Genomic DNA, 12600 nt, shown 5'->3' on the forward strand with positions numbered 1-12600 from the left:
CGCGTTCGCCTGCTGCAATTCGTTGCGGCGGGCTTTCGTTTTGCGTCCGGGGAATGAGGCTTTTGTCTTGTCAGCCGGGCGCACTGTCGTGCTTTTGCGTTGCGTCCGTGCGGCTGTGCCGCAGCGGATGAAGAACCATAAGCCCACCGTCCGTCACAAGCGGTGACGGACTCGCGGCGCGTCCTGATGGCGCCGTGATCGATCAAAGGAAGACAAAGTGGCACGTTATACCGGCCCGAAGGCCAAACTTTCCCGCCGCGAAGGCACCGATCTGTTCCTGAAGAGCGCCCGTCGCTCGCTGGCTGACAAGTGCAAGCTGGACAGCAAGCCGGGCCAGCACGGCCGCACCTCGGGCGCCCGTACGTCCGACTACGGCAACCAGCTGCGCGAAAAGCAGAAGGTTAAGCGCATCTATGGCGTGCTCGAGCGCCAGTTCCGTCGCTACTTCGCTGAAGCCGACCGTCGCAAGGGCAACACCGGCGAAAAGCTGCTGCAGCTGCTGGAATCGCGCCTGGACAACGTTGTGTACCGCATGGGCTTTGGCTCGACTCGTGCTGAAGCGCGTCAGCTGGTTTCGCACAAGGCGATCCTGGTGAACGGCCAGCCGCTGAACGTGCCGTCGGCACAGGTGAAGGCAGGCGACGTGGTGTCGGTGCGCGAGCAGTCGAAGAAGCAAGTGCGTATCGCCGAGGCGCTGTCGCTGGCCGAGCAGTCGGGCTTCCCGACCTGGGTTGCAGTGGACGCCAAGAAGTTCGAAGGCACGTTCAAGCAAGCTCCGGATCGCGCCGATATCTCGGGCGACATCAACGAAAGCCTGATCGTCGAATTGTATTCGCGTTAATCGCCGAATCGATCATCGAACGATTCAGCGCTTGCCTTCCATACAAGGCTTCGCTTTCAGCCCGGCGCGCTTTGCGGCGCGCCGGGCTTATTGCCCATCGTGCGATGGGTTTTTCAGGTTCCAAACGTCAGCCTTATCGGTGTAACGAGCCGAGGGTATTGAAAAGGACAACCTAATGCAAACAGCACTCCTCAAGCCAAAAATCATCGCCGTCGAACCGCTGGGCGACCACCACGCCAAAGTCGTGATGGAGCCGTTTGAGCGCGGTTACGGGCATACGCTCGGCAACGCCCTGCGTCGCGTACTGCTGTCGTCGATGGTCGGCTATGCCCCGACTGAGGTCACGATCGCTGGGGTGGTCCACGAGTATTCCACCATCGACGGCGTGCAAGAAGACGTCGTCAACCTGCTCCTCAATCTGAAGGGCGTGGTGTTCAAGCTGCACAACCGCGACGAAGTCACGGTGTCGCTGCGCAAGGATGGCGAAGGCATTGTGACGGCAGCTGATATCGAGCTGCCGCACGATGTCGAAATCATCAACCCGGGCCACGTCATCGCTCACCTGTCCGCAGGCGGCAAGCTCGACATGCAGATCAAGGTCGAACAAGGCCGCGGCTACGTGCCGGGCAACGTGCGCAAGTTCGGCGACGAATCCGGCAAGGTAATCGGCCGCATCGTGCTGGACGCCTCGTTCTCGCCGGTTCGCCGCGTTTCGTACGCCGTGGAATCGGCGCGTGTGGAACAGCGTACCGACCTGGACAAGCTGGTGATGAACATCGAAACCGACGGCGTGATCTCGCCGGAGGAAGCGATTCGCCAGTCGGCCCGTATCCTGGTTGACCAACTGTCGGTGTTCGCCGCGCTGGAAGGCACGGAATCGGCAGCCGAGGCTGCTTCGAGCCGCGCGCCGCAGATCGATCCGATCCTGCTGCGTCCGGTCGACGACCTCGAACTGACCGTGCGTTCGGCCAACTGCCTGAAGGCCGAGAACATCTACTACATCGGCGACCTGATCCAGCGTACCGAGAACGAACTGCTCAAGACCCCGAACCTGGGTCGCAAGTCGCTCAACGAGATCAAGGAAGTCCTGGCTTCGCGTGGTCTGACGCTCGGCATGAAGCTCGAGAACTGGCCGCCCGCAGGTCTGGAGAAGTAATTGGAGTTGCGGGGCTGTGGCAACACGGCCCCGCAATTTCGTACGCGCCACTGGCATACCGCTTGTGGCATGGAAGCACTACCGGCCCGCGCCCGTGCAAGATGCAAAGGCGATAGAAGAGCTGGTTAAACACTACAATCGAAAGGAATCATCATGCGTCACCGTCATGGTTTGCGGAAACTGAACCGCACCTCGTCGCACCGTCTCGCGATGCTGCGCAACATGTCCAACTCGCTGTTCCAGCACGAGCTGATCAAGACCACCGTGCCCAAGGCCAAGGAACTGCGCAAGGTTGTCGAGCCGCTCATCACGCTGGCCAAGAAGGACACCGTTGCCAACCGTCGTCTGGCTTTCGCCCGTCTGCGCGACCGCGACATGGTTACCAAGCTGTTCACCGAACTGGGTCCGCGCTACGCCACCCGTCCGGGCGGCTACACCCGCATCCTGAAGTTCGGTTTCCGTCAGGGCGACAACGCGCCGATGGCGCTGGTCGAACTGGTGGATCGTCCGGAAGTCACCGAAGCCCCGGCTGAAGAAGCTGCGGAATAAGTGATGGCCGCGCCCGTCGCACACTGACGGGCTAACGGACACCGCACTACAATCGAGCCAGGCTTCTGCCTGGCTCTTTTGTTTTGTGCTCCCGTCATGACATGACCGATTCAGAATTCTCTCCTGTCCCCCAGGCGGCAGACTCGCTAGAGTCGGTGCTGGTGGCGATGACAAACCTGCCGGACGAGGCCTCCGCGATCAAGGTGGCCAGGGCCGTGCTCGAAGCACGTGTGGCGGCCTGTGTGAACCGCCTTGCGCCTTGCCAGTCCGAGTACTGGTGGCAAGGCAAGCTTGAGCAGGCGCAGGAATGGCCGCTGCTGATGAAGACCACCCGGCGCCAGTATGCAGCGCTGGAAGCGGTAATCCGCGCCGAGCATCCGTATGATGTTCCAGAACTCATCGCGTGGCCGCTGGCAACTGGCTTGCCTGCGTACCTGACATGGGTGCAGAACGAAGCGACGGGTACCAAGAAAAACGGCTGAAGCCGTGCAAGTATCGGAACAAAGACACATGGCAATGACGGGCAACAGCATCGAAACGGCTTGGAAAGCGGGTCCAGCACGCGAAAGCAGGCTGTGGCATATCGCCACAGTCTGGCTGACTGCATTGGCATGCCTGTTCCTCTGGGCCAATGCGCACGCTGCAGCCGCGGAGGACTTCCTTCCTCCTGAGCAGGCATTTCGTTTCGCAGCCAGGCAGATCGATCCAAAGACTGTCGAAGTCCGCTTCGACGTGGCCGACGGCTACTACCTGTACCGTGAGCGGTTTGCCTTTGCAGCCAAGCCGGCAGGTGTGAAGCTCGGCAAGCCGGATATGCCGCAGGGCAACGTGCATTTCGATGAGACCTTCGGTAAGGACATGGAGACTTATCGCCGCGCCGTCGTGATCAAGGTACCCGTCGACGAGGCGCCGGCCGATGGCAAGTGGTCGCTGGTCGTGACGTCGCAGGGGTGCGCTGACAAGGGTCTCTGCTATCCACCGATGGAGAGCGTCTACAAGGTGGGCGGCTCTGCGCTCTCGAACCTGTTCGGAGACCGTAGCGCGCCTGGCCAGTCCACACCGGAGGCGCAGGCGCCGGCCCAGGCACCGGCCACAGCCGGTCCTGGTGCGAACACGGGCAGTGCGCAATCTGGCCGTGCCACAAGTCTTGCTGACGACAGCGATCGCATTGCCGGTGCGCTGGCCAGCCGCAACCTCGCGCTGATCGGCGCGCTGTTCTTCGGCCTCGGATTGCTGTTGACGTTCACGCCATGCGTTCTGCCGATGGTCCCGATTCTGTCGTCGATCGTTGTGGGCGAGCATGTCACGCGCTGGCGAGCCTTTGTCGTGTCCCTGGCCTATGTGCTCGGCATGGCCGTGGTCTACACGGCTGTGGGCGTCGCGGCGGGTCTGGCCGGAGAAGGGCTTGCCGCTGCACTGCAGACTCCATGGGTGCTCGGGACTTTCGCATTGATGATGGTCGCGCTGGCCATGTCGATGTTTGGCCTCTACGAGCTTCAGATGCCGCACCGCTGGCAAGCCCGGTTGACCGAATCGTCAAGCCGCCACGAGAGTGGGCAGGTGGTCGGCGCCGCAGCGATGGGTGCGATCTCGGCGCTGATCGTGGGCCCGTGCGTCACGGCGCCATTGGCTGGGGCGCTGGCCTACATCGCGCAGACCGGAGACGCGTTGACTGGTGGTGCGGCCCTGTTGGCGATGGCACTTGGAATGGGCGTTCCGCTGCTGCTGGTGGGCGTTGGGGCAGGCAATCTGCTTCCGCGGGCCGGCAAGTGGATGGAGACAACCAAGCGCTTTTTCGGCTTCCTGCTCATCGGAGTGGCGATCTGGATGGTGACGCCAGTATTGCCTGCATGGGTTGTCATGCTGGCCTGGGCAGCACTGCTGCTTGTGGCGGCCGTGTACCTCGGCGCGTTCGACGCACTTGGCCCCGATCCGCGAGGGCTGTCCCGGCTCGGCAAGGGCCTTGGCTTGCTGGCGGCGCTCGCCGGTGGAATCCAGATTGTTGGCGTGGCATCGGGTGGAAGGGATCCCCTGCAACCGTTATCGCACCTGGCAAGTACTTCGTCCATCGGTGCAGCTTTGCCGCGCGCTGAAGGGATCCGCTTCGAACGAGTGCGCAGCATTGCCGAGCTTGACGCACGCGTCGCTCGGGCTGCGGCGGAAGGGCGCCCGGTCTTGCTGGACTTCTACGCCGACTGGTGCGTGAGCTGCAAGGAAATGGAGAAGCTGACGTTCCCTGACGTGAAGGTCAGCGCGCGGCTCGCCAACGTCGTGTTGTTGCAAGCCGATGTGACTGCAAACAATGCCGACGATCGGGCGCTGCTCAAGCGCTTCGGGCTGTTCGGCCCGCCGGGCATCATCCTGTTCGACAAGGATGGCCGGGAGCGTCCCGTGCGCGTGATCGGCTATCAATCGGCGCCCCGCTTCCTCGATAGCCTGGAGCGAGCGTTAGGGCCGCAACCGCAGACCTGAGTACGGTGCGCCGGCTAACGGTCCAGCCAGCGCCCCAGGCCCCGGCAGCCACTTGTTGCGGCTACCACGCTGCCGCGCGGAAGCGTTCCCGGTGAGTAACGCGCCCGTGGTGTCGAGCGGTTCAATCGTATAGACCTGGCTGGCCGAGAAGCCCGGCGCTGGCCGGGCAGGTCCATCCGTGATCAGGCTTTCAGCAGGCGTGCGGCATCGCGCGCGAAATAGGTCAGGATGCCATCGGCGCCGGCGCGGCGGAACGCCAACAGGGATTCCATCATGACCTTGTCGTGATCGAGCCAGCCGTTCTGCGCCGCGGCCTTGAGCATCGCGTACTCGCCGCTGACCTGGTACACATACGTCGGGAAGCGGAACTCGTCCTTCACGCGACGCACGATGTCGAGATACGGCATGCCCGGCTTCACCATGACCATGTCGGCGCCTTCCATGATGTCCTGTGCGACCTCACGCAGCGCCTCGTCGGTATTCGCCGGGTCCATCTGGTAGGTCATCTTGTTGCCCTTGCCCAGATTGGCGGCGGAGCCCACAGCATCACGGAACGGGCCGTAGAACGCCGATGCGTACTTGGCCGAGTAGGCCATGATGCGGGTGTGAATGTGGCCGGCGTCTTCGAGCGCGGTGCGTACGGCACCAATGCGGCCGTCCATCATGTCCGACGGCGCAACGATGTCGACGCCAGATTCGGCCTGGACAAGCGCCTGCTTGACGAGAATCTCGACGGTCACGTCATTGATGACGTAGCCGTTCTCGTCGAGCACTCCGTCCTGGCCGTGGCTCGTATACGGATCGAGCGCCACGTCGGTCAGTACACCCAGTTCGGGGAAGCGGTCCTTCAGCGCGCGCACGGCGCGCGGCACCAGGCCATCGGCATTCGTAGCCTCGATGCCGTCCGGTGTCTTCAACGATGGATCGATCACGGGGAACAGCGCAATGACAGGAATCCCCAACTTCACGCAGTCTTCGGCAACCGGCATCAGCAGGTCCACCGAGACACGCTCCACACCCGGCATCGATGCCACGGCCTGACGCTGATTCTGACCATCCAGAATAAACACCGGATAGATCAGGTTATCGGGTGACAGGCGATTCTCGCGCATCATGCGGCGCGAGAAGTCATCGCGACGCATGCGGCGGGGACGGTACTCGGGGAACGTGGACATGGCTGAATCTTGGGAGAGTCGTGGACGGATGCGCGGCGCACGCCACCGCAAGACCCATGCGGCAGCGAACATCTGAAGTACGCCGAAAGAAAAAAGAACTTTTGCGCGTGCCCGCCATCATACTCGCGGACACCTTGTGTTGCTTCGCGCAGCGCGGATGTCCCCCGCTACTCCTCCCTGAGCGGGTACCCGCCCTGAATCGGCGGGAAAGTTCATCCCCGTTGTTCGCAACGGGGTTTTTTTTGGGGAGAGCGGTAGCGCGCCAATTCAGCCCTGTGGGGCGTCGGGCGCATCCGTGGCGGAAACGGCGGGCTGCGCCTCCGGCAATGCCAGCCAACCGGCCACCACGCGCTGCGCCTCCTCGATTCCGCGTCGCTTGAGACTCGAGAACAGTTGCGCAGTCAGGGCCGGCGGATCTTCCATCTGTTCCGCGTAGTCAGCCAGCATCTGGCGCGTTGCGCGCAGCGCTTTGGCGTTCTCGCTGGTAGTGAGCTTGTCGGCCTTGGTCAGCAATATGTGAATCGGCTTGCCCGTGGGCAGGAACCACTCGACCATCTGGCAATCCAGTTCCGTAAATGGGCGGCGCGCGTCCATCATCAGAATCAGCCCGGACAACTGTGGTCGCGTCTGCACGTAGTCGGATAGCAGGCCTTGCCAGTGAAACTTGGCGCTGCCCGAGACTTCCGCGTAGCCATAGCCCGGCAGGTCCACCAGAAAACCGATTGGGTCCGGTGCCTTGACCGGCGCCACCGTAAAGTAGTTGATATGCTGCGTGCGGCCTGGTGTGCGCGAGGAGAATGCCAGGCGCTTCTGGTTGCACAGTGTGTTGATGGCCGTCGACTTGCCGGCATTGGAGCGTCCGGCGAACGCTACCTCGGGGACCGCCGTGGCAGGCAGGTCGCGCAGGTGGTTGACGGTTGTAAAGAAGCGGGCCTGGTGTAGAAGGGACATACAAGAGAACGTTGAGGCGGACGACGCGGCGAAAGCCTAATACAAAGTGCAATGCGGACGTCGACACAGAGACTGATCTAAGTCAATCCGGAAAGCGATTTATTGTACAATAACCCGGTTTACGGTCTCCTGAGCGGGTGACGTGTGGCATCCTTGCGCGATGTCATCGGCGATGCTTTAAATTGCCCGGAAGAATGTCCCGGTCAGTTGCAGCATTGCGTATCCCGGTCAGCCCCTGCCCCCAAATTGGCGCTTCCTCACCGCCTGGCAAGGGACGATCGGCGTGCATTACGGTGTTCATAACAATTCTGACAAGGTGTACGAATGAACCGCATTGCGAAACTTCTGGGTGTCATGGCATTGGCCGTTCCAATGGCTGCCATGAGTGGACTGGCATCTGCCGCAGAGCAGGCCGCCGCCAAGGCAGATCCCTCCAAGGGCGAGACACTTTATTCGCAAGGCGCACCTGATCGCAATGTTCCCGCTTGCCTCTCCTGCCACGGTGCCGCCGGAAACAGTGCCGCAGCCACCAACCCCAAGCTGGCTGGCCAGCAGGCGGGCTACGTACACAAGCAACTGACCGACTTCAAGGCGAAGGATCGTAACAACGCCATCATGACGCCGTATGCGTCCGCCCTGACCGATCAGGAAATGAAGGACATCGGCGCCTACCTTGCCAAGCAGCAGATCAAGCCTGCCACGGCGAAGAACAAGGATACGATCGAGGAAGGCCAGAAGATCTATCGCGGAGGTATCGCCGCCAAGGGCGTGCCGGCCTGCGCAGGATGCCATGGCCCGACTGGTGCCGGCATTCCGGCGCAATATCCGCGTATTGGAGGCCAGTTCTCCGAATACACCGAAGCGCAACTGGTGGCGTTCCGCCAGGGCACCCGCAAGAACAATTCGGTCATGAGCACGATTACCGCCAGGATGTCGGATGCCGAGATCAAGGCGGTCGCGGATTACGTCGCTGGCGTCCGTTAAGTCGTACCTGGCTGGCATGGCAGGGTATCCCCGCAGGGGATGAACCCGTTGTGCCGGCATCAATCGAAGAGGGTGGCCTGCTTGCCAAAGCACGTCCACCCTTTTTTGTTTTCGGCGCCGGGATCGGCGTCACTTTCCGCATCAAACCGGCTTTCAGGCATTACCGCACATGTCGACCCCATCCACTTCAGGATTGCACCTGAGGACTCATCACCGCGTGCTGCGCGACGGCGTCGAGCTGCTGTCCTCGATGCGTTTCGCCATCACGCTGCTGACGGTGATTGCCATCTCCAGCATCATCGGCACGGTGCTCAAGCAGAATGAGCCGTACCCGAATTACGTCAACCAGTTCGGGCCGTTCTGGGCGGACCTTTTCCATGCGCTGTCGCTGCAGAAGGTGTACAGCTCGTGGTGGTTCCTGCTGATCCTGGCTTTCCTCGTTGTCTCGACGTCGCTTTGCATCGCGCGCAACGGGCCGAAAATGATCGTCGAGATGCGTTCGTGGAAGGACCACGTTCGCGAGCGCAGCCTGCGCGCGTTCCATCATCGCGGCGAATACGATGCCTCGCGCAGTCGCACCGAGGCCATCGGCCGGCTGGACGCGTTGCTGCGCAATCGCGGCTATCGCGTCAAGCCAGTCGAGCATGATGGCGCGACGCTGCTGGCCGCAAAGGCCGGTGCGGCGAACAAGCTCGGCTACATCCTTGCCCACACCGCCATTGTCGTGATCTGCCTTGGCGGCCTGCTTGACGGCGATATGCTGATCCGCGCGCAGATGTGGTTCGGCGGCAAGACGCCGATCGACGGCAACGCCATCATCAGCGAGATTCCCGCGCAGCACCGGCTCTCGCCTGGCAACCCGGGCTTCCGTGGCAACGCGTTTGTACCCGAGGGCGCGACCGTGTCGACTGCCATCCTCAACATTGCCGATGGCGCGCTGGTGCAGGACCTGCCGTTCAGCATCATGCTCAAGAAGTTCACGGTGGACTTCTACTCGACGGGCATGCCCAAGCTGTTCGCCTCCGACGTCGTCGTGACGGATCGCGCCACCGGCAAGAAAACCGAAGCGACTATCAAGGTCAACGAACCGCTGGTCGTCGACGGCGTTGCCATCTACCAGTCAAGCTTCGAAGACGGCGGTTCGCGGCTGAAGTTCGTTGGCTATCCGATGACCGGCGCAGCGCACGCCACGTTCCCGTTCGCGGGCACGGTTGGCGGCAATGCACCGCTCGCCGGCACTGGAACCGGTGCCGACAAGGACGGGCTGACCGTCGAGTTCAGCGATTTCCGGTTGATGAACGTCGAGACCGTTACCGACGCCTCGGGCAAGGCCGATGTGCGTGGCGTGGCGCGCAAGTCGTCGCTGGGAGCGCTCGAACAGCACCTCGGCGCCGCAGCGAGCCTGGACAAGGACAAGAACCTGCGCAATGTGGGGCCGTCGGTGCAGTACAAGCTGCGTGACCGCAACGGTCAGGCGCGCGAGTTCAACAACTACATGGTGCCCGTGCAGCTTGATGGTCAGTCCGTGTTCCTGGCCGGCATGCGCGAATCGCCGAATGAGCCGTTCCGCTATCTGCGTATCCCGGCTGACGACCAGAACAGCGTAGCTGACTGGATGCGCCTGCGCGCGGCGCTGCAGGACAAGGCAATGCGTGGCGAGGCGGCACGCCGCTTTGCCGAGATCTCCATGCCGGGGGCTGACAAGGCGGACCTGCGCAAGCAGCTTGCCGAAAGCGCCATGCGGGCGATGGATCTGTTTGCCGGCGCCACACGCATGTCGGCCGACGCGCCTCCGGGCGGCTTCACGGCCATCGCGGCATTCCTGGAGAAGTCCGTGCCCCAGGCCGATCAGCAAAAGGCCGCCGACGTGCTGCTGAAGATTCTCAATGGCTCCATGTGGGAACTGTGGCAACTGGCGCGCGAGCAGGACAAGCTGCCTGCCATCCCGAACGATGCGAAGAGCGGCGTGTTTCTCCAGCAGGCCATCAACGCGCTGTCGGACAGTTTCTTCTATGAAGCGCCGGTATTCCTGCAGCTTGACGACTTCCAGCAGGTCCAGGCAAGCGTGTTCCAGATGACCCGTGCGCCCGGTAAAAACATCGTGTATCTTGGGTGCCTGCTGCTGGTCCTGGGCGTGTTCTCGATGTTCTACATCCGCGAGCGGCGTGTCTGGATCTGGGTCAAGGACAAGCACGCCGACGATGCCGGACACCCCGGTGGCAGTCACGTCCTGATGGCAATGTCCACGCAGCGCCGCACGATGGATTTCGAGAAGGAGTTCACGTCACTGCGCGACGATATCGGCCGTGCGGTCGGTGGCGCGATGACGCCCGAGGCACAGCAAACCGGGCCATCAGCGTCTCATGATAAGAAAGCGTCGTCGCTATAGTACAAAGGTACAAAAGCATGAACCGGCGTCCGGCCCAGCGGAGACATGCGGGCGGGACGCACGGCAGATATAACAGAGGCGCCATGCGCCGAAGAGCAGGAATGCCATGTCCTCGAATGTGAATCACGCCAATTCCGGCCTGGCGCCGCGGCAGGCTGCCGTAGCCCCCGACGCGCCGCGCGACGCGGCTGCCCTGGAGGCCGACTACCTCGAACCTTCATTTCTTCGCCGGCTTGGGCCGGTTGACTGGATTTTCGCGCTGTTTCTGGTGGCGGGCGCCGGGTTTGCATTGATGCGCTACGGTCACTGGATGAACGTCTATGACAAGGCGGTGCTGATTGCCGCGGTGCCGACCTTCGCGCTGCTCGGCTGGCACTGGAAGGCTGTCCGCCCGCTGATGGCGGGCATTGCGGTGCTGTCGCTGTCTGGCATCCAGCTCTACCACGGCGATCTGGCGCGGGCCGAGCAGGCATTCTTCCTCAAGTATTTCCTGTCGAGCCAGTCGGCCATCCTCTGGATGAGCGCCCTTGTGTACCTTTCGACACTGTTCTACTGGGTTGGCTTTGTCTCGAAGTCGGCCACGGGGGCGAGCATCGGCAGCAAGCTCTGCTGGGCAGCAGTGGTGCTGGGCTTCACGGGCCTGATGGTGCGCTGGTACGAGTCGTACCTGATTGGCGCAGATATCGGCCATATTCCGATCTCGAACCTCTATGAGGTGTTCGTCCTCTTCACGTTGATCACGTCGCTGTTCTACCTGTATTACGAGCGTCGCTACGCCACGCGTGCACTGGGGCCGTTCGTGATGCTGGTGGTGTCGGCCGCGGTTGGCTTCCTGCTCTGGTACACCGTCACGCGCAACGCGCAGGAGATTCAGCCGCTGGTGCCTGCCCTGCAAAGCTGGTGGATGAAGATCCATGTCCCCGCAAACTTCATCGGCTATGGCACGTTTTCGCTGGCGGCCATGGTGTCCGTGGCCTACCTGCTCAAGCAGCACGGCATTCTGGCCGAGCGCCTGCCCTCGCTCGAATTGCTCGATGACGTGATGTACAAGGCCATCGCCGTCGGCTTTGCGTTCTTCACGATCGCGACGATCCTCGGTGCATTGTGGGCTGCCGAAGCCTGGGGCGGTTACTGGAGCTGGGACCCGAAGGAAACCTGGGCGCTGATCGTCTGGCTCAACTATGCAGCGTGGCTGCACATGCGCCTGATGAAGGGCCTGCGCGGCACGGTTGCCGCGTGGTGGGCGCTGGTGGGACTGCTGGTAACGACCTTTGCGTTCCTGGGCGTCAACATGTTCCTGTCCGGGCTGCACAGCTACGGCGAACTCTGACCCACACTGCCTTCGACTGAACGACAAGGCCTGCCGCGATCGGCAGGCCTTGTTGCTTTCGGGCCATTGCGATCCGCCTTTGATGTGGCTTCGCCCGACGGCCAGTGACGGCTCCGGCAACGTTTCGTCAGATTACGCAATGCCGATCCTCCGGCATCTTGCCTATACCTTAAACGCCACATTCATCGGTTGAGCGCCACATTTTTTTGGGCTGCGCGGAATAAACACATCACATTAGGTGTTTACTGGAGGAGAACGGCGCCGGCTGTCGGCACCGCACTGGAGAAGGAGAACCCCATGATGGCTTCCCGTCACACCGCTGTATCCATGCTCCGCCCGATCGCACTTGCGATGGGTGCTGCCTCTGTCCTGCTGGCCGGTTGTTCCAGCATGGGCATGAACATGGGCGGCGGCAACATGCCGCCGACCGTGAAGGTCACCAACGGTGCGCTGACCGATCCGCAGGGCCTGACGCTGTACACGTTCGATCGTGATCCGGCCAATGGCGGCAAGAGCGTATGCAACGGCATGTGCTCGACCAACTGGCCGCCGCTGCTGGCCGAACCGGGCAAGAGCGGCTCGGGCGACTACTCGATCATCACGCGTGACGATGGCACCCGCCAGTGGGCCTACAAGGGCAAGCCGCTTTACCGCTTTGCCAAGGACGCAAGGCAGGGTGATCGTGGTGGCGACAACTTCAACAGCGTCTGGCACGTGGCGACGCCTTGAGCCCCTTGCGGTAGAGCGGAAGCC

11 protein-coding genes are annotated in these 12600 nt (G+C 62.3%); 9 read left to right on the plus strand and 2 right to left on the minus strand.

Going from position 1 to position 12600, the window contains the following annotated elements; all coding sequences use genetic code 11:
• The first annotated feature begins 217 nt into the window (after positions 1-217).
• The 5 genes from rpsD to dsbD all read left to right on the plus strand — a co-directional run bounded on the left by rpsD (position 218) and on the right by dsbD (position 5018).
• The gene (rpsD, locus tag B552_RS0121070) at positions 218-841 is read left to right on the plus strand and encodes a 30S ribosomal protein S4 (protein WP_019451036.1); all 624 of its coding nucleotides are present in this window, start codon (positions 218-220) and stop codon (positions 839-841) included.
• A 175-nt stretch (positions 842-1016) separates the two neighbouring features.
• Positions 1017-1997, plus strand: coding sequence for a DNA-directed RNA polymerase subunit alpha (gene rpoA, locus B552_RS0121075; RefSeq protein WP_019451037.1), 981 nt, complete (start codon positions 1017-1019; stop codon positions 1995-1997).
• A gap of 153 nt (positions 1998-2150) precedes the next feature.
• On the plus strand, positions 2151-2546 hold the full coding sequence (gene rplQ / locus B552_RS0121080) for a 50S ribosomal protein L17 (protein WP_026035890.1): 396 nt from the start codon (positions 2151-2153) through the stop codon (positions 2544-2546).
• 101 nt (positions 2547-2647) lie between these two features.
• Positions 2648-3028 carry a divalent-cation tolerance protein CutA gene (gene cutA, locus B552_RS0121085; RefSeq protein WP_026035891.1) on the plus strand — a complete coding sequence of 127 codons (381 nt, stop codon included), beginning with the start codon at positions 2648-2650 and terminating at the stop codon, positions 3026-3028.
• 28 nt (positions 3029-3056) lie between these two features.
• Positions 3057-5018 carry a protein-disulfide reductase DsbD gene (dsbD, locus tag B552_RS0121090; RefSeq protein WP_019451040.1) on the plus strand — a complete coding sequence of 654 codons (1962 nt, stop codon included), beginning with the start codon at positions 3057-3059 and terminating at the stop codon, positions 5016-5018.
• Positions 5019-5200: 182 nt separating this feature from the next.
• On the opposite strand, the gene hemB is transcribed toward dsbD, so the two are convergent.
• Positions 5201-6193 carry a porphobilinogen synthase gene (hemB, locus tag B552_RS0121095; protein ID WP_026035892.1) on the minus strand — a complete coding sequence of 331 codons (993 nt, stop codon included), beginning with the start codon at positions 6191-6193 and terminating at the stop codon, positions 5201-5203.
• A gap of 267 nt (positions 6194-6460) precedes the next feature.
• Positions 6461-7144 carry a ribosome biogenesis GTP-binding protein YihA/YsxC gene (gene yihA / locus B552_RS0121100; protein ID WP_019451042.1) on the minus strand — a complete coding sequence of 228 codons (684 nt, stop codon included), beginning with the start codon at positions 7142-7144 and terminating at the stop codon, positions 6461-6463.
• Between the two features lie 324 nt (positions 7145-7468).
• Here yihA and B552_RS0121105 point away from each other — a divergent pair, with 324 nt between their 5' ends.
• The 4 genes from B552_RS0121105 (at position 7469) to B552_RS0121120 (ending at position 12576) form a co-directional block, all read left to right on the plus strand.
• Positions 7469-8128, plus strand: a complete 660-nt coding sequence (locus B552_RS0121105) for a c-type cytochrome (protein ID WP_026035893.1) — start codon at positions 7469-7471, stop codon at positions 8126-8128.
• A 169-nt stretch (positions 8129-8297) separates the two neighbouring features.
• Positions 8298-10517, plus strand: coding sequence for a cytochrome c biogenesis protein ResB (locus tag B552_RS0121110; RefSeq protein ID WP_026035894.1), 2220 nt, complete (start codon positions 8298-8300; stop codon positions 10515-10517).
• Between the two features lie 106 nt (positions 10518-10623).
• Positions 10624-11847: a c-type cytochrome biogenesis protein CcsB gene (gene ccsB / locus B552_RS0121115; RefSeq protein WP_019451045.1), complete on the plus strand. Its 1224-nt coding sequence runs from the start codon at positions 10624-10626 to the stop codon at positions 11845-11847.
• A gap of 297 nt (positions 11848-12144) precedes the next feature.
• The gene (locus B552_RS0121120) at positions 12145-12576 is read left to right on the plus strand and encodes a hypothetical protein (RefSeq protein WP_019451046.1); all 432 of its coding nucleotides are present in this window, start codon (positions 12145-12147) and stop codon (positions 12574-12576) included.
• Positions 12577-12600 lie beyond the last annotated feature (24 nt).

Source organism: Cupriavidus sp. BIS7, from assembly GCF_000292345.1.
Taxonomy (GTDB): domain Bacteria; phylum Pseudomonadota; class Gammaproteobacteria; order Burkholderiales; family Burkholderiaceae; genus Cupriavidus.